Genomic DNA, 17,346 nt, shown 5'->3' with positions numbered 1-17,346 from the left:
CCCCCCCCCCCCGCCCGGGTGCCGACGTCGTGGTTTAACGTGTGGTCACCCGGATTGTGACAGGGGCGCTGCCCGGCCAGCTGCCGGCGTTCCTATAGGATTTGTGGCATGGCTGATCCTTCACCGTCCGCTGCCCGCGCTGGCTTTCCCGTCAGTCGCCAAGTGCTGGCGGACCACGTCTACGAGGCACTCCTTGAGTGGCTGATGGATGGTCGGCTGGAGCCAGGTGCAGCGGTGAGTATCGACGGGATGGCCCGGGAACTCGACGTATCGCCCACCCCGGTGCGTGAAGCGTTGGCCCGTTTGGAACATACGGGCATGGTGCGGCGCGTGGCACTAAAGGGGTACCGGGTGGCTCCGGTTTTCACGCGGGAAGACTTCGCTGAACTCATGGAGGCCCGCCTTTCCATTGAGCCAGTTAACGCTCGATTGGCCTGTTCGCGAATGACGCCCGACGGTTTGGATGCGCTGAAACAGGCCGTGGAGGACCTGAAAACTGCTCCCAGGGGTGGGTCGTTCGCCGAATATCGCAGTTACCTTGAAGCAGACGAACGATTCCACCAACTCATTGCTGCGCAGGCCAACAACCAATTTCTGCTGGCGGCCTACAACACGCTAGGTGGCCAGATTCAACGCTTCCGATTGTTTGGGGGAGTGGGCATCACCGACGCCGAGCAAGCTATCGCAGAGCACCAAGCGGTGCTGGACGCCATGACCAGCGGCGACCCTGAGAAGGCAGCCGCGATGATGGTGGATCACGTGGAGAAGGTCCGCGGCCGCGCCATGGCGGACGCGCCGGAGGACTAAGGCCCACCCTTCCGCCGGGGCCGCGCACGCCGCACCCGTTTCCGCCGTGCGCACCTGTTGGTGGCTCCCACCTGTCCGTGCCTCGCGCCCGTTTCCGCCGTGCGCACCTGTTGGTGGCTCCCACCTGTCCGTGCCTCGCGCCCGTTTCCGCCGTGCGCACCCGTTGATGGTTGGTGTCGCTCCCTTTTGCGCCGGATGCGCCAGAGGTTATGGGGGCGATCGGCGGGTAGCGGTGCGCGCGGCCGCAGCCAGGAAGTTTCGCGAAAAGGGTTGACAGCTTTGCTCCGTTCATAAATCCTATAGGAAACAGGATTCCACGAAGGAGTGATCATCATGGCCTACACCGCCGAGAATTGGCCCATCACCGCGGCCCTCCTGCAGTTCCCCGGGACCGATGCTGCGGGTCAACACATTAACGACGCCGATGCTTCCGTTTGGGCGGACGTGCTCCAGGAAGTGAAGGACGCAGGTTTCGCCAACGCTGACCTCACCGACAGCTGGGTCCGTCCGGGTGATCTCAGCAAAGAGCGCCTCGCCGAGTTCAAGCAGACGGCTGACGAAGTGGGAATCGGCGTCCCTGTCATTTCTGCCATTCGACGCAGCGTCATTCACCAAACGGACTGGGCGGACAACCTCGCCTACAGCCACCGCACCATCGACGCTGCTGCGGAGCTGGACTGCGAAGTGGTGTCCTTCGGACTTCACCAAGCCATCACTCCTGAGCAGCAGAAGCAGCTGTGGTTCTGGACCGTAGAGGGGTACAAGGACCCCGTGGGGGACAAGGAGGCGTGGGGGAACGCCGTCTCCCGCATCCGGGAGCTCGGGAAGCACGCCGCAGACGCAGGTGTCCTCCTCTCCTTGGAGATGTACGAGGACACCTACCTTGGCACCGCGGACTCCTCAGTCCAGCTGGTCCAGGACATCGGCTTGGACAACGTGGGCCTCAACCCGGACCTGGGTAACCTGATCCGCCTGCACCGCCCCATCGAGGACTGGCGCGAGATGGTGGCAAAGACCCTCCCGTACTCCAACTACTGGCACATGAAGAACTACATCCGGGACGAAGACGTGGCCCGTGACAGCTACATCACCATGCCGGCTCCGATGGAAAGCGGTCTCATCAACTACCGCGAGGCATTCAAATTCGCACTGTCCGTGGGCTTCCAAGGCATCCTTTGCACCGAGCACTACGGCGGCGACGGACTCAGCGTTACGGCTAGCAACCAGGACTACCTCCGCAGGCACGTCCTGCCCAAGACCGAGGGCTATGAGCTCGGCAAGAGCCAGGTAGCCCAGGGGCGCCAAGTACCGGCAACGCAGCTCGCAGGAGTCTAGAAAATGACACAGATTTTCGACAACCCAGCCGATTTTGCCGATGACGCACTGGACGGCTTCGTAGCTGCCAACCGTGGCTACGTCGCCCGAGTTGACGGCGGTGTGGTCCGCTCCACCGAGGTCCCCTCCGGCCAGGTTGCTCTGGTGGTGGGCGGTGGCTCGGGACACTACCCAGCCTTTGCCGGACTGGTTGGCCCAGGCCTGGCAACGGGCTCCGCCTGCGGCAACATGTTCGCCTCCCCGGCGGCTGGCCAGGTTTACCGTGTAGCCAAGGCTGCGAACGCTGGTGGTGGAGTGCTGCTCAGTTACGGCAACTACGCCGGCGACGTGTTGCACTTCGGCCAGGCGCAGCTCCGGCTCAACGCCGAGGGCATCGAAACGCGCACTGTTACCGTCACGGACGACATCGCCAGCGCTCCGATCGAGCAACTCGAGAAGCGCCGCGGCATTGCGGGGGACCTCACCGTTTTCAAGATTGCCGGTGCCGCGGCCGAAGCGGGACTGAACCTTGACGACGTCGAGCGTCTGGCCATCAAGACCAACTACCGGACGCGCTCGCTGGGTGTGGCCTTTGATGGTTGCACGCTCCCGGGCGCCAAGGAACCACTGTTCCATGTGCCGAACGGGCAGATGTCGCTCGGTCTCGGGATCCACGGCGAGCCAGGAATTTCCGAGCACCCCATGCCCACCGCGTCCGAGTTGGCGGATCTGCTGGTCACCCAGTTGCTCAACGACAAGCCGGAGGACGCCGGGGACCGCGTCGTCGCCATCGTCAACGGCCTTGGCACGGTGAAGTACGACGAACTTTTCCTGCTGTTCGGCAAGATCGAGAAGCTCCTCACGGCTGCAGGCCTCACCGTGGTTGAACCCGAGTGCGGCGAGCTGGTGACCAGCCTGGACATGTCCGGGCTCTCGCTGACGCTCCTGTGGCTGGACGAGGAACTCGAGCAGTACTGGGCTGCGCCAGCTGACACCCCGGCGTTCCGCAAGGGCAGCATGGCGCCCCGCGCACTACGCGCCGAGGCAGCAATCGACGACGCCGAAACCGCCGACGTCGAACAGCCCACCCCGGCAGCGGCTGAACTCGGTCGGCAGGCCGTGGCCATCCTCGCCCAGGTGCGCGACGTCGTGGTCGAACATGTTGAGGAACTCGGCAAGCTGGACGCCATTGCCGGCGACGGTGACCACGGCATCGGCATGCGTCGCGGCGTCGATGCTGCCGCGGCCGCCGGCGAGGCTGCGAACGGTTCTTCGGTGGCGAGCATCCTGACAGCAGCCGGGGAAGCCTGGAGCGAGCGGGCCGGCGGAACGTCGGGAGCGCTGTGGGGTTCGGCAGTCATCGCGGCCGGGCAGTCGCTCGGAAACCGCGAAAGCTACACCTCGGAGGACGCGGCCGCCGCCGTAAGCGCCTTCGTCCGCGCCATCACCGAACTCGGCAAAGCCGACCCCGGGGATAAAACCATGGTGGACGCACTCCTGCCGTTCCGGGACACCTTCCTCACAGAGCTCGACGGCGGGACTCCCGTTGACCGGGCCCTGGCGGTTGCCGCTGGGGCAGCCGAAATCGCGGCCACCAAGACGGCTGAACTCCGGCCGCTCAAGGGCCGGGCGCGTCCGCTGGCGGAGAAGAGCCTGGGTCACCCCGACCCGGGTGCTGTGTCCTTTGGCCTGATCGCCGCCAGGATTTCGCAATTTATTGATTCACAACTGGCCACCGCGTCTTCAGCGGCAGCGGCCGGAAACGGAGCCAAAGCATGAGCAACAACCCAGGTTGGCGCATCGTCGTCGGCAATGACGAAGCCGGTGTGGAGTACAAGCAGGCACTTCTTGCCCTGCTGGAAGGGGACCCACGCGTTGCGTCCGTGACGGACGTCGGCGTTGGCTTCAACGACTCCACGGCATACCCGCACGTCGCCGTGGACGCCGCCCGCAAGGTGGCTGAGGGCGAAGCTGACCGGGCATTGTTGATCTGCGGTACGGGACTGGGTGTCGCCATTGCCGCCAACAAGGTTCCCGGAATCCGCGCCGTCACAGCCCACGACAGCTACTCCGTTGAACGGTCCGTCCTCAGCAATAACGCCCAGGTACTGACGCTCGGCCAGCGGGTGATTGGCTTGGAACTGGCCAAAAAGCTCGTAGGGGAGTGGCTGGACCACCACTTCGACCAAACCTCGTCCTCCGCCGCCAAGGTGGACGCCATCTGCTCGTACGAGCCCGACTACACGAAGGCAGTCTGAACATGACCATTTCTGAAGCAACCGAGGGCAACGCCACCAACGCAGCCCGGAAGATCGCCGTCGTCGGCTCCGGCTACATGGGCGGTGGCATCGCCCAGGTGCTGGCGCTCGGCGGAGCGCGCGTTGCGCTGGCCGACGTGTCCGCTGAGGTGGCGCAGAAGAACTACGACCGCCTGCTGGTGGAGTCGGACCAGTTCATCGCGGATGGGCTTTTCCCTGAAGGTGCCACCGAGATCCTGAAGCAGAACCTGTGGGCCGCCAAGGACATTGAGGAAGCTGTCTCGGATGCGGACTTCATTGAGGAATGCGTTCCCGAGGTACTGGACATCAAGCACCAGTCCCTGGCGCGTATCAGCGCTGCAGCCCGCCCGGACGCCGTGATCGGTTCCAACACGTCCACCATCTCCATCGCCGCCCTCGCCGAGGCCGTCACCCATCCGGAGCGCTTCCTCGGCGTGCACTTCTCCAACCCGTCGCCGTTCATTCCCGGCGTGGAGATCATCCCTCACGCTGAGACTTCTGCCGCGACGGTGGCAGCGTCGCGCGAGCTGGTGCACGCTGCCGGCAAGCAGACCGCCGTCGTCAAGGACGTTACCGGTTTCGTGCTGAACCGCCTGCAGTATGCGCTGTTCCACGAGGCAGCGCAGCTGGTGGAGCAGGGAATCGCAACAGCGGACGACGTCGACACCCTGGTGCGTACGACGTTCGGCTTCCGCTTGCCGTTCTTTGGTCCGTTTGCCATCGCGGATATGGCCGGTTTGGACGTGTACAACTTCTGCTACAAGTCGCTGCAGACCGGCTTCCCGGAGCGCTTCGCGACGCCGAAGATCCTCTCGGACCTCGTGGATGCGGGCAAGCTCGGCACCAAGACCGGCTCTGGCTTCCTCAACGTGCCCGCCGAACGCACCCCGGAACTCATCGCCTACCGCAACAAGGCCTACGTCGCCATGCAGAAGCTCATTGAAGAGCTCGGCCCGGCTCCCATCAACTAAGACCTTTAGGAGAAAACACATGACTTTCCCCGCAGAACGCACCGCAATTGTCACCGGCGCCGTTTCCGAACGCGGCATCGGCCGAGCCACCGTCAACTACCTGGCCGCACAGGGCTGGAACATCGGCATCATTGATCTTGATGACGCTGCCTGCAAGATAGCAGCCAAGGAAATCGCCGCGGAATACGGTGTCCAGGCCCACGGCGTTGGCGCCAACGTGGCCAGCGAAGCCGAGGTCCGCGCCGCTATTGATGAACTGGAAGCTGAACTCCCGCAGATCGTCGCCCTGGCTAATGTGGCCGGCGTCAGCTCACCCGTTGGCTACCTGGAACTCGAACCCGCTGAGTGGGACCGCGTCCTGAACATCAACCTCAACGGAGTCCACTACGCCACCCGCCGTGTGGCCGAATCCATGGTCAAGAACCGCATCGGCCGGATCGTGAATATCTCCTCCGTTTCGGCCCAGCGCGGCGGCGGAACGTTCTCCAAAACCCCGTACTCCGTAGCAAAGGCAGGCGTCATTGGATTGACCCGCGCTACGGCACGCGAACTTGGCGAGTACGACATCACCGTCAACGCCATCTCTCCGGGGCCCATCGACACCGACATCATGGGCGGAACGCTGAGCCAGGAACGCAAAGATGAGCTCACTAAGGACCTTGTAGTGAACCGTGTGGGCTCCACCCGGGACATCGCAGCCGCCATCGCCTTCCTCATCAGCGAGGACTCCGGCTACATTTCCGGGCAGACGCTGAATGTGGATGGCGGACTGTACATGCACTAGGCGCCTGGCCATGAAGAGCTGGACGAGAGAACGCAAGATCTACCTTGCCGTGGGCGTCCTCGCCTGCGCAGTGGGCATGGTGCTCATCTTCTTCCCGCGCTGATCGTGCTGATCGCGCTGCACTAGTCATTTCCTGTCACTCAAAGAGGAGTTTCAATGTCTGTTGCCACCAATTCCACCAAGGAGTTGCTGGATACGCCGGTCTTGAAATCGGCGATCTCCAAAGCGTCGCGGCGGCTTATGCCAATGCTCGTCATTTTGTACGTGGTGGCCTTCCTGGACCGCACCAACGTGGGCTTCGCCGAAGCTGCACTGGAAGTGGACAGGGGCATCACCGCCGGCGCTTACGCGCTGGGTGCCGGTATCTTCTTCATCGGCTACGCACTGTTTGAAATCCCCAGCAACTTGCTGCTGACCAAGTTCGGCGCCAAAGTGTGGTTGGCCCGTATCGCCATCACCTGGGGCATCGTCTCGGCCTGTTTCGCTTTCGTCCAGGGTGAGACGTCCTTCATCATCCTGAGGTTCCTGCTGGGCGTCACCGAGGCCGGACTTTTCCCCGGCGTCATCATGTTCCTGGCAGCCTGGTTCCCCAACAAGGTCCGCGTGAAGATGTTCGCCATCTTCTACCTGGCCCAGCCGTTCTCCCAGATGATGGGTGCGCCGTTGTCCGGCTGGCTCATCAACATCGGCGACCAGGTTCCGGGAGTCGCAGGCTGGCAGGTCATGTTCTTCGTTGAGGGTATGCTCGCCGTCCTAGCAGGTATTGCGGCCTACTTCTTCCTCATCAACAGCCCCCAGGAGGCCAAATTCCTGACCAAGGAAGAGAAACGGGCCCTCTCTGATGTCATGGCGCTTGAAGACACGGTCAAGGAGGAAACCGGACCGCGAGGTGTCCTGGCGTCCATGCGCAACGGCCGGGTCTGGTACTTCACCGTCATCTACTTCTGCCTGCAAGTAGCGGTCTACGGCGTCACGTTCTACCTGCCACAGCAGGTGGCGCAGCTGACCGGCCAAAAGGTGGGCATCGCCGTCGGGCTCCTGGCAGCCATCCCGTGGTTCTTCGGCATCTTCGCCTGCTACTTCATTGGCAAAGCAGCCAACACGGTGGCGCGTCGCCGCCGCTGGGGCACCGCGTTGTTCATCTCCACGGGCCTGTGTATCTTCGGTTCCGCCTGGGCTGGTGCCAACCAGATGCCAGCCATCGGCATTATCTTCATCACGCTCGCGGTGTGCAGCTTCCTCTCCACCGGCCCCATTTGCTGGTCATATCCGACGGCGTTCCTCACCGGAACTGCCGCGGCTGCGGGCATCGGGCTGATCAACTCCTTGGGAAACCTGGGCGGGTTCGTCGCCCCGATCCTACGAACCACGGTCAACCAGGTCACTGCCTCGGACACCGGCACCATGGGTGTGTACGCGCTGGGTGTCCTGCCGTTCGTGGCTGCGCTGCTGATGTTCGGCACTAAGCGGTTCAGCAACAAGGCTGACGAACTGTTGGGGAAGTAAACCGTGATGCCGTCTGCTCCTGACAGCGTGTTCATTGGCGTCAGCACCAAGATGTACATGGGCTACGCGCAGAGTTTGGCGTGGTTGGAGCAGTTGGTGGCAGAAGTGGACGCCCGTCCGGCCCTCGCGGCCGGGCGGGTGGTCCCGTTTGTGATCCCGTCGTTCCCGGTGCTGCCCGAGGCGGCGCGCTTGATTGCGGGTACGCCCCTGATTTTGGGCGCCCAGAATTGTGGATGGTCCCATGGCCCGTGGACGGGGGAGGTCTCTCCGAACATGCTCTCGGAGATGGGCGTGGGATGGGTGGAGATCGGCCACGCAGAACGACGCCGCCACTTTGGAGAAGATGAGGCGATGATTGCGCTCAAGGTGAGCGCCGCCGTCGACGCCGGGCTGACGCCGCTGTTGTGCGTGGGGGAGTCGGAAGTCCTGGAACCCGAAGCGGCTGCAGCTGCGGTGTTTCTGCAGATCAAGGCAGCCGTATCGGGGGATTGGTCCGTTGCCTCCCAACTGGTGGTTGCGTATGAACCTGTATGGGCGATAGGGGCTCCTGAGCCTGCCGCGGCCGAGTATGTTTCCCGCGTGGTGGCTGCGCTTCGGGGATCGTTGGGGCAGCACGGCCTTGCAGGGATCCCGATCATTTATGGCGGCTCGGCGAAGCCTGGACTGCTGCCGCAGCTGGACGGGGTGTCCGGGCTTTTCCTCGGCCGCTTTGCCCACGACGCTGCCAACTTCGGCAGGGTCTTGGACGAAGCCCTGAGTTTTTGTACAGCAGATGCCCTTAAAGCGCCTTCTAAAGGGCATTAGCTGTACAAAAAACTCCGCTGGCAGAGTGCTACGAACCCACCAAGGTTCTCCAGGCCCTCGGGATGCGTGGGCAGGTAGTTGGTCAGCTCGGGCGAACGTACGACGACGGCACGCCACTGACCGCGCGACACCGCCACATTGATCCGGTTCCGGGACAGCAGGAATTCCATCCCGCGGGGGACTTCTCCGGCTGCCGAGGCGGCCATGGAAACAATGACGACAGGGGCTTCCTGGCCTTGGAATTTATCCACTGTGCCAACGCGGACCTTGCTTAGTCCGGCGTCCCGGAGATGGTGCTTGATCAGTTGGACCTGGGCGTTGTAAGCGGCAACCACCAGAATGTCGGCCTCACGCAGGGGCCGGCTTCCGATGGGTTGGGGTTGAGCTGACGTGTGGTCCGCCGACGTGGACGGGTTGTGCCACGCCAGGCCGAGGTGGGCCCGGACCTGCCGCACCACCTCCGCTGCTTCCTCGGGTGAGTTCGTCGAGTTGCCGGTGTGCGGAACGTAGACGCAGGAGATACCGGGTGCGGCGCCCTCCAGATGGCGTGCTTTTGCTGCGGATGCCGACTCGAGCAGGTTGTCGTAGGAAAGTTCTGAAACCGCGCTGCAGAGTTCGGGATGCATGCGCCACGATAACGCCAGGAAGTAGCCCAGATGGGGCGGCAAGGTGTTGTAGCCGTCTGACAACCAGCCCAAGGCTGATTCATCTACCGGCTCAGGGTGCTTGCCTTGTGTGACCTGAGGCAGTTGCTGCGGATCGCCCAGAAGCAGAAGTCGTTTGGCTGCGCGGCTCACGGCCATGGTGTTGGCCAGCGAGAACTGCCCTGCTTCATCGATGACCAAAAGATCCAGGGATCCGGCCGGAACCGAACTACCCACCATGGTCCAGGCTGTGCCGCCAATCAAGGCGCCGCCCGGTTTGGACAAGAGTTCTTCCACGTCACCTTTGCCGCATCGGGTCCACGGTACGGGGTCGTCGTGTTTGACTTCCTTGGCCACCCGTCGCGGATCCACTCCGGCCTTATCCACTGCAGCGCAGAGCATGTTCTCCACCACGGCATGCGACTGGGCCACCACGCCCACCTTCCACCCGGCTGTGATGAGCCGTGCCAGGACGTGGGCGCCCACGTGGGTCTTGCCGCTCCCTGGCGGACCTTGGACAGCCAGATAGGAGTGGTCCAGGTCATTGAGGGCTGCGGTGATGGCGTCGATGTACCCGTCGGGGCCAGGCTTCACGGGCGGGAGGGCGTCAAGGCTGCGCAGCTTGGGCGGCCTCCTCCGCACCAGGTCCAGGGCGGGATCCTGCGGCCAATCGGGAAGCGTACCCTTGAGCTTTGTGGCCAAAGCAGCGAGGGCGGCGCGCTGGCCTTTGGTGGCGATGGGTGGATCCGGTGTCAGGGCCATGGGCAAGTGGGTGAAGGCCGTGGAGTCTTTGCGAAGGCCTTCCGTGATGGTGACTGTTTCGAAGTCTTCGAAGTCGCCCGCTTCGGTGACCAAGGTTCCGTTCCAGCCTGCACGGCCCAGCGCGATGGACTCTTTTCCTTGCAGCGATTCCGGCAGCGGTGGGCCGTACATGCGGAAGTACTTCTTGCCGGGTTCCAGCCCTGCGCCGTCCCCGGACCGGCCGTAGAGTTTCACCGTCCGCACCGGGTTGCTCCGGGGTGTGGGCTTGGCCCAGTCCTCCAGCAGTTCAGCGTGATCAACAATGAACAGATCGCGCTCGTCAGGCCACTGGGAGGTCGGTTTTTCCAGGCGGTCGAAGTGACCCCACCAGTGTTGTTTGTCCTCGCGGCGGTGATATCCCACACCAGCGGCCACGATGCCTATCGCACGTGTATCCGCGGTGCCATTTTCTTCATCGGACAGCCCGGCAATGTAGTCGAATAGCGCTCTTTCTTCCGGTGCTGCCTCGTACTTCTCCGGTTCGGTATCAGGTGGCGGCGCATCGTCCCCTGCACCACCCGGCTGGATGGAGCGTTCAGCTGCACGGGCAAGGAGCCAGTTGCGAAGTTCCAGCGTCGACAAACAGTCGTACTCGTTGTAGTCACGGATGCCTTCGAGGATCACGGCTGCGTCCTCAGGGTTCCCGTTGTCCCGGGCCGTGCAATAGTCCGCGTAGGCAACAACGGAGGCCCCGGCGTCCGTTACGTCGCCGGAGCGGAGATGCTGTCCCATGTAAAGCGGTTCGAGTTTCTTGATGCTGTAAGAATTCTCAGAGATCCGGATGCTGTGCCGGACGGTGTCGTAGAGATCCACCAGGACGCCTTGGCGCAGGAGGTCGTCGACGGCGGATTCGCCCACCACATGTGTCAGGGACAGGTTACGCAGGGCCGTTTTCTCGTACGCGGCGTAGTGGTAGATGTGCATACCGGGATACATGGCGCGGCGCTTGGCCACGTACTCAAGGAAGTCCACAAAAGCCTGTCCTTCCTCGGCCCGTGAGTGCGCCCAGAATGGCCTGAACACCGGGTCAGCTCCGGGTTGGACAGGGTTCTCGACCACCCCGAACAGATACTCCAGCCCCCACTTCCCGGTGGCAGGGTCCTGCCAGAGAGGATCACCTTCGAAGTCGAAGAAGATGTCGCCCGGATCAGGAGCGGGCAACCTTCCCAAGGTGTTGTCCGGCAAGACGTTGTAACTGATGGCTTTGGCTTCTCCGGACTTGTCCGTGTACTTGACCGTGCCGTCCGGCGTGCCTGCCCCGGTCTGTAACCGGGCCTGCTCCCGGAGCCTCAACAACGTGGGGTCGCCCGATTCGGGGAGGTCTGCAAGATGGTCAATGGTGGTGACGCCGGCCTCTATCAGCTTCTTACGGCGGCTGATTCGCATACCGGCCACCATCAGGAGGTCACGGTGTAATTGGACTTGCTCAGCACAGTAATCGCAGCGGCCACAGGCGGAATACCGGGTGTCGCCCCACTCAATGGGCCCGGCTGCTTCACCATGTGCCCGGGTCATATCAAGGAAGCGCTCCCGACGCTCCTTGAAAACGGGAAGGATCTGCGCAAGAGGGTGGTCGCTGTGAACCCGGTTACCCAGCACCAAAGTGACGGTGGGGTCCGGTGTGATCCCTGCCTGGATGAGTTGATCTCCATAGGCGGCCAACTGCAGGAGAGCCGTAACCTTGGCGTGCCGAGCGAGCTTGGTATCGAAGACCGCGTACTGGCCGCCGGGGCGTTTCACCAGGAAATCGGAACGGCCATGAAATTGACCATCGAAAAACGCTGCCTGAAAGACGACATCCGCGCCGGACCGCAAGGCGTCGATGGATTCCGCATGCTTGGCCGACAGGGTGGCGCGGTCCATCGCCGTGGCGGGGACGACGTCGTAAACGCCCTTCCCGGAAGCCGGATCCCACAGCCCGAACTCAGCCACAAACTCTTCAAGGACCCGATGCTCGTGATCGTCTCCCAGTTTGGCCGTGCGCTCCAACATGGCATCCGTGGCAAAGTCAGGCTTTGGCGTGCGGCCCAGTTTTTCGTCGAGTTTGCGGAGCGCCTGGTACTCACAGGTGGCAGCAATGACGAGGTCGCTGGCTGAGAACACCAGGTCCTTCGGTGCGCCCGTGTGCTCGGGCTCGAGGAAGAACACCGCAACCCACCTACCTCTCTGTGCCGTGAATAAACTCAGTGCCGTGAATAAACCTTTGCAGTCAAGCTATCAGCGGGCCACGACAAAATAGCTTCGACAAAATAACTCCTGACAAAACAGCTTCCGGCCCCTCTAGACTGCACCCATGACTGAAACAGCCCCCGCCCTTGACCCCGCTTTCGAGGCCGCCTACCAAGCAGCGCAAAAAAGCCTCAGCGAGGGCGGCATCCCCATCGGAGCCGCACTGGCCCGTGGCGGGAACGTCATTGCCAGCGGCCACAACGAGCGCGTACAGCACGGCGACCCAATCGCCCACGGTGAGATGTCAGCGCTCAGGGCTGCCGGCCGCCAGAGGACATACCGGGACACCACGCTCTACACCACCTTGGCGCCCTGCGCGATGTGCACGGGAACCATCATCCAATTCAAAATTCCCCGGGTAGTGGTTGGCGAAGCCGAAACGTTCCCCGGTGAATTCGATCTCCTGCGCTCACGCGGGGTAGAAGTGGTGGTCCTCAACGATCAACGGTGCGTGGACATGATGCACACTTTCCAAGAGGAACACCCCGAATTGTGGGCGGAGGACATCGCAGAATAGCAGCGGCGAAATGGGCGCTCGGAAGGGCGCGAAATCGCCTAGCCACCGGTACCCTCCGAGCGTAGGCTGGCATCATCGGCGTCGGTGCCGAGAGGCCCCGCGTCGATAACCCCAATCGATGAAGGAGGACCCATGAGTGCCGTACGTGAATTCATGACAACCAACGCCCAGTGCATCGAAGAGGACAAAACTCTTCAGGACGCCGCCAGGCTGATGAGGGACATGGACTGCGGTTCACTTCCCATCTGCGGCCACGACGGCAAGCTCACCGGCTTCATCACCGACCGCGACATCGTGGTCAAGTGTTTGGCTGAAGGCAAGGACGCCAGGGAAGTCCGGGCCGGTGAACTCGCCACCGGCAAGCCTTACTGGGTGGACGCTGACGCCAACGTCGACGAAGCCGTGAGCATGATGGAAGAGCACCAGGTGCGCCGCCTGCCCGTCATCAGTGATCACAAGTTGGTAGGCATCATCAGCCAGGGCGATATTGCCCGGAACCACTACGCAGAACAGCGCCTCGGTGAAATGGTGGAGCACATTTCCGCCAAGGAGCACATGTCCCACTGACCCATGGCTCTGATCATCCAAACCCAGCCGCCGCGAGGCATCCCTAGAGAGGAACGCCTCGCGGCCCGTTCCTGCTTGGTCCAACTACAGCACTAACACAGCCGCCCGGATAGTCCTCAAGGATGCGTGTACCGGAAATTGTCGGCCACGTGAGGCAAACTGTCATGGTGACTTCAAATCTCCAACACCAGTCAGCTGCCTCTGCCATCCATGCCCAGATCGCCGAAGAACTCGGCGTCAAGACCTGGCAGGTCAAAGCCGCTGTGGAACTGCTCGACGCCGGATCCACCGTTCCCTTCATCGCCCGCTATCGTAAGGAAGTCACCGGGACGCTCGATGACACCCAACTCCGCGACCTTGAAGAACGCCTCAGATACCTGCGTGAGCTCGAAGAACGACGCACCTCGGTCCTGGAGGCGATTGCCGCCCAAGGCAAGCTGACCCCGGAACTGGAAGCCGCCGTCGTCGGGGCCGATACCAAGGCCCGGTTGGAGGACATTTACCTCCCCTTCAAATCCAAGCGCCGCACCAAGGCCCAGATCGCCCGCGAAGCCGGGCTGGAGCCGCTGGCCGACGTCCTGCTGGCCAACCCGCACCTGGACCCCGCAACCGAAGCCGCCAAATACATGAACGCCGAGCACTCCATTGACGACGCCGCCACGGCGCTCGCAGGTGCCCGCGCCATCCTGGTGGAGCGCGTCGGGCAGGACCCGGACCTGGCTGAGGATCTCCGCGAACGCCTGTGGAAGCAGGGACGCATGGTGTCGCGGGTCAAGAAGGGCATGGAGGCGGAGGGCCAGAAGTTCAAGGACTACTTCGAGTTCACGCAGGTGCCGTCCGGCATGCCGTCGCACCGCGTGCTCGCTTTGCTGCGCGGCGAGAAGGACGGCGTCCTTGAGCTAGATCTCGCCGAAGCAGACCCGGCCGACGACGACGCCCTGGCCGCCGCTCGCGGCCGCTACGAAAACGCTGTGGCCAAGTGCCTTGGGGTCGCCAACCAGGGACGGCCCGCCGATGCCTGGCTGACGCAGACCGCACAGCTGGCCTGGCGGGGCCGCATTCTGGATCGGCTGACCACGGACCTTCGCGGACGCATGTTCGCCGACGCCGAGGACGAAGCCGTTCGAGTTTTCGCCGCCAACCTGCGTGATGTCCTGTTGGCCGCACCTGCCGGCAACCGCGCCACGCTTGGCCTGGACCCCGGACTCCGCACCGGCGTGAAGGTGGCTGTGGTGGACGGTACCGGCAAAGTTGTCACCACGGACACCATCTACCCGCATGCACCCGCGAAGAAGTGGGACGAAGCGTTGGCCACCCTCGGACGCCTCGCCAAGCAGCACAACGTGGAGCTGGTGGCGATCGGAAACGGAACGGCCTCCCGCGAAACGGACAAGCTCGCCACCGAACTCATCAAGTCCCTCGAAGCTGCCGGTTCCAAGGGAATCCAGAAGCTGGTGGTGTCCGAGGCTGGAGCGTCGGTGTATTCCGCGTCCGCACTGGCCGCTTCTGAGCTTCCGGGAATGGATGTATCGCTGCGTGGCGCTGTGTCCATCGCGCGTCGCCTGCAGGACCCCTTGGCGGAGCTGGTCAAGATCGAGCCCAAGTCCATCGGCGTAGGTCAGTACCAGCACGACGTCACTGCCGCGAAGCTCGACCGCTCACTGGATGCCGTAGTGGAGGACTGCGTGAACGCCGTGGGCGTGGACGTGAACACAGCATCGCCGGCGCTGCTTTCCCGTGTGGCCGGCGTCGGGCCGCTGCTGAGTGAGAACATCGTGGCTTACAGGAACGAGAATGGGCCGTTTGCGAAGCGCAGCGACCTCAAGAAGGTTCCCCGGTTGGGTGCCAAGGCGTTCGAGCAGTGCGCAGGCTTCCTCCGGATCACCGGGGGAGCGGAGCCACTGGATGCCTCCAGCGTGCACCCGGAAGCATATTCGGTGGCCCGGAAGATCCTGGTCGCAGCCGGTGGCGGTCCGGCCACGGCGTTGGATCCGCAGGCTTTCGTTGACGGCACGTTCGGCCTGCCCACGGTCAAGGACATCATGTCCGAACTGGAGAAGCCCGGCCGTGACCCCCGTCCTGCGTTCAAGGCGGCGTCGTTCTCCGAGGGCATCGAGAAGATCTCCGACCTCAAACCCGGCATGATCCTGGAAGGCACAGTTACCAACGTTGCCGCTTTTGGTGCGTTCGTTGACGTCGGAGTGCACCAGGACGGGCTTGTTCACGTGTCGGCACTATCCAACAAGTTCGTCTCGGATCCGCGCGAGATCGTGAAATCCGGCCAAGTGGTACGGGTCAAAGTGTTGGAAGCCGACCCCGAACGCAAGCGCATCTCCCTGACGTTGAGGCTCGACGACGAACCCGGCACAGCCGGCGGCCGCACCTCGGGTGGGCGTGCTTCAGGCGGGCGTGCTCCGGGCAACCAGGGTGCTGCTGGTCAGCGTGGCGGCGGCCAGCCGGGTCAGCCGGGTCAGCGTTCAGGTCAATCAGGCAAGGGTTCGCCGCGACAGGGGCAGGGTCAGGGCGATCGGCGCCAAGGAGGCGCGCGGCAAAGTAATCAGCAGGCGGCTCCTGCCAACACAGCCATGGCGGAAGCGCTGCGAAGGGCCGGGCTCGGCAAGTAACCCCTACAAACCGGCGGTCCTGGCTTCCCACACGTCTGCATCCGAGGGCTGGAGAGCTGTGGGAAGCCAGCGCCCGATCCGCGCGAAGGCCTCTCGCCGGATTGGTTCCGGTGAGAGGAAGATGTCGTGGAGCGCGTTGGGGAGCCGGCTCACCGTTACGGTGTCGGCCAAGGACAACGAGCGGTGAGCCACGGCATCCACGTTGAGTGCGACGTCAGCCGTGAGAGCGTCGGCAGACCATTTTGGCTGGAGGTAGCTCTTGTCCGAGAGCAGCACGAGTACCGGAACGTCAATCCCCAAACCGGCCGCAACAGTGGCCTGGCCGCGGAACACGGCGTCGAGGAATGCCGGAGTGATGGGAAAGCCCCGGTCGGGCCGCCACTGGAGGTTGTAGTCCCACTCACCGTCAAGGGTGGCTGATACGGCCCGGGTGTAGATGCCCGGATCCACTGGGGGCAACGGTGTCAGGGGGTGGAGCCGGGCGTGCAGTCCCACCAGCGGGGCGATCGCGCGTCTACCGAGCTCGGTGGCTTGAAATTCCAGCCACGGGCTGTTGAGGATCAGTGCAGAAGCCACGCCAGGATGACGGGCAGCCCACAGACTGAGGGTGAGCCCACCGGTGGAATGGCCCAACAGGATGAGTGGTCGGTCATGGCCAGGGACGTCGGAGCGGCCCATGGCGGTCAGCGCTGCGGCGATGTCGGCGTCATAAGCGGACAGGTTGGTGACGAAACCCGGAACCATCCCGGGACGCAGGCTGCGCCCGTAGTTGTGAAGGTCCAGGGCGTGGAAGCGCGCGCCGGTTCGGTGCCAGAACTCGGCTACGTGCTTTTGGAAGAAGTAGTCGGACCAGCCGTGGACGTACAGGACGTCGGCATCGATTCCTGCGGGGTCCGGAACGCCGTCCAAGTCCTCCGGCCACTCGGGGCCGGTGCCGAGGTACCTCACCAGGGTGGCTTCAGCACCGCCGTCGAGTTCTAACGTTTGCTGCTCAAAGCCTTCGCCAAGAATGTCCGGGATCCACTGCTGGGTCACGCGTCTTTTTCCTTCTGCCACGGCCAGCGGCCCGTAATTTCCAGCTCCAGCGAGAAACTGAGGAACGTCCGGATCAGCACAATGATGGCCAGCACCCCGACGCTCTCAAAAGTAGGAGTGACGGCCACGGTTCTGATGATGTCGGCGGCCACCAGGAGCTCGAGCCCCAACAGGATGGACCTGCCCAACAGTTGCCGGTAGGAGCGGTACGGGGAGAAGGGTGCCAGGCCGCGGGCCCGCTTTGGCTGGTATCCCCGGAGGGCCATGGGGATGGACACCACGGCACCTATCACCATCACCGCCACCCCGGCGACGTCCATGTACCGGCCGACTTCTTCGATGACGTGCTGGAAATCCATGGCCCTCCCCGTTAGGTGCGTGCCCTTACCGTCTCACAGAGCGGGCGCCGCGTGCAGCAAACAAACGACGGCGGCAGCCAGGTTCCGTGGATACAGAACCCGGCT

At 63.3% G+C, this 17,346-nt stretch carries 14 protein-coding genes; 11 read left to right on the top strand and 3 right to left on the bottom strand.

The window, feature by feature from the left end:
- Positions 1-108 precede the first annotated feature (108 nt).
- From MOD31_RS14890 to MOD31_RS14855, 8 genes are all read left to right on the top strand, one after another.
- Positions 109-807, top strand: a complete 699-nt coding sequence (locus MOD31_RS14890) for a GntR family transcriptional regulator (protein WP_142940027.1) — start codon at positions 109-111, stop codon at positions 805-807.
- Positions 808-1,140: 333 nt separating this feature from the next.
- On the top strand, positions 1,141-2,142 hold the full coding sequence (locus tag MOD31_RS14885; protein ID WP_250821002.1) for a sugar phosphate isomerase/epimerase: 1,002 nt from the start codon (positions 1,141-1,143) through the stop codon (positions 2,140-2,142).
- 3 nt (positions 2,143-2,145) lie between these two features.
- Positions 2,146-3,900, top strand: coding sequence for a dihydroxyacetone kinase family protein (locus tag MOD31_RS14880; RefSeq protein ID WP_250821001.1), 1,755 nt, complete (start codon positions 2,146-2,148; stop codon positions 3,898-3,900).
- Positions 3,897-4,379 (top strand): ribose-5-phosphate isomerase, encoded by a 483-nt coding sequence (locus MOD31_RS14875; RefSeq protein WP_250821000.1) that lies wholly within the window; start codon positions 3,897-3,899, stop codon positions 4,377-4,379. Before MOD31_RS14880 ends, MOD31_RS14875 begins: the two co-directional genes overlap by 4 nt.
- Positions 4,380-4,381: 2 nt before the next feature.
- Positions 4,382-5,371 (top strand): 3-hydroxyacyl-CoA dehydrogenase family protein, encoded by a 990-nt coding sequence (locus tag MOD31_RS14870; RefSeq protein ID WP_142940023.1) that lies wholly within the window; start codon positions 4,382-4,384, stop codon positions 5,369-5,371.
- Between the two features lie 19 nt (positions 5,372-5,390).
- Positions 5,391-6,155 (top strand): SDR family NAD(P)-dependent oxidoreductase, encoded by a 765-nt coding sequence (locus MOD31_RS14865; RefSeq protein WP_017197721.1) that lies wholly within the window; start codon positions 5,391-5,393, stop codon positions 6,153-6,155.
- 156 nt (positions 6,156-6,311) lie between these two features.
- Entirely contained in the window at positions 6,312-7,661 is a 1,350-nt protein-coding gene (locus MOD31_RS14860) for an MFS transporter (protein WP_166841551.1), read from the top strand.
- Between the two features lie 6 nt (positions 7,662-7,667).
- On the top strand, positions 7,668-8,465 hold the full coding sequence (locus tag MOD31_RS14855) for a triose-phosphate isomerase family protein (protein ID WP_250820999.1): 798 nt from the start codon (positions 7,668-7,670) through the stop codon (positions 8,463-8,465).
- Here the strand turns inward: MOD31_RS14855 and MOD31_RS14850 are convergent.
- Entirely contained in the window at positions 8,462-12,058 is a 3,597-nt protein-coding gene (locus tag MOD31_RS14850) for a bifunctional RecB family nuclease/DEAD/DEAH box helicase (protein WP_250820998.1), read from the bottom strand. The two genes, MOD31_RS14855 and MOD31_RS14850, sit on opposite strands and share 4 nt — an antisense overlap.
- A gap of 145 nt (positions 12,059-12,203) precedes the next feature.
- On the opposite strand from MOD31_RS14850, the gene MOD31_RS14845 reads away from it, so the two are divergent.
- From MOD31_RS14845 to MOD31_RS14835, 3 genes are all read left to right on the top strand, one after another.
- Positions 12,204-12,656 carry a nucleoside deaminase gene (locus MOD31_RS14845; RefSeq protein ID WP_166841548.1) on the top strand — a complete coding sequence of 151 codons (453 nt, stop codon included), beginning with the start codon at positions 12,204-12,206 and terminating at the stop codon, positions 12,654-12,656.
- A gap of 132 nt (positions 12,657-12,788) precedes the next feature.
- Positions 12,789-13,223, top strand: coding sequence for a CBS domain-containing protein (locus tag MOD31_RS14840; protein ID WP_142940018.1), 435 nt, complete (start codon positions 12,789-12,791; stop codon positions 13,221-13,223).
- A 164-nt stretch (positions 13,224-13,387) separates the two neighbouring features.
- Positions 13,388-15,847 carry a Tex family protein gene (locus MOD31_RS14835; RefSeq protein ID WP_250820997.1) on the top strand — a complete coding sequence of 820 codons (2,460 nt, stop codon included), beginning with the start codon at positions 13,388-13,390 and terminating at the stop codon, positions 15,845-15,847.
- A gap of 3 nt (positions 15,848-15,850) precedes the next feature.
- On the opposite strand, the gene MOD31_RS14830 is transcribed toward MOD31_RS14835, so the two are convergent.
- The gene (locus MOD31_RS14830) at positions 15,851-16,882 is read right to left on the bottom strand and encodes an alpha/beta hydrolase (RefSeq protein ID WP_250820996.1); all 1,032 of its coding nucleotides are present in this window, start codon (positions 16,880-16,882) and stop codon (positions 15,851-15,853) included.
- Positions 16,879-17,241, bottom strand: coding sequence for a DUF1622 domain-containing protein (locus MOD31_RS14825; RefSeq protein WP_142940015.1), 363 nt, complete (start codon positions 17,239-17,241; stop codon positions 16,879-16,881). The genes MOD31_RS14830 and MOD31_RS14825 overlap by 4 nt, the downstream gene beginning before the upstream one ends.
- Positions 17,242-17,346 lie beyond the last annotated feature (105 nt).

The organism is Paenarthrobacter sp. TYUT067, assembly GCF_023656375.1.
Lineage (GTDB): Bacteria > Actinomycetota > Actinomycetes > Actinomycetales > Micrococcaceae > Arthrobacter.
This window is presented reverse-complemented; position numbering and strand designations above follow the sequence as displayed.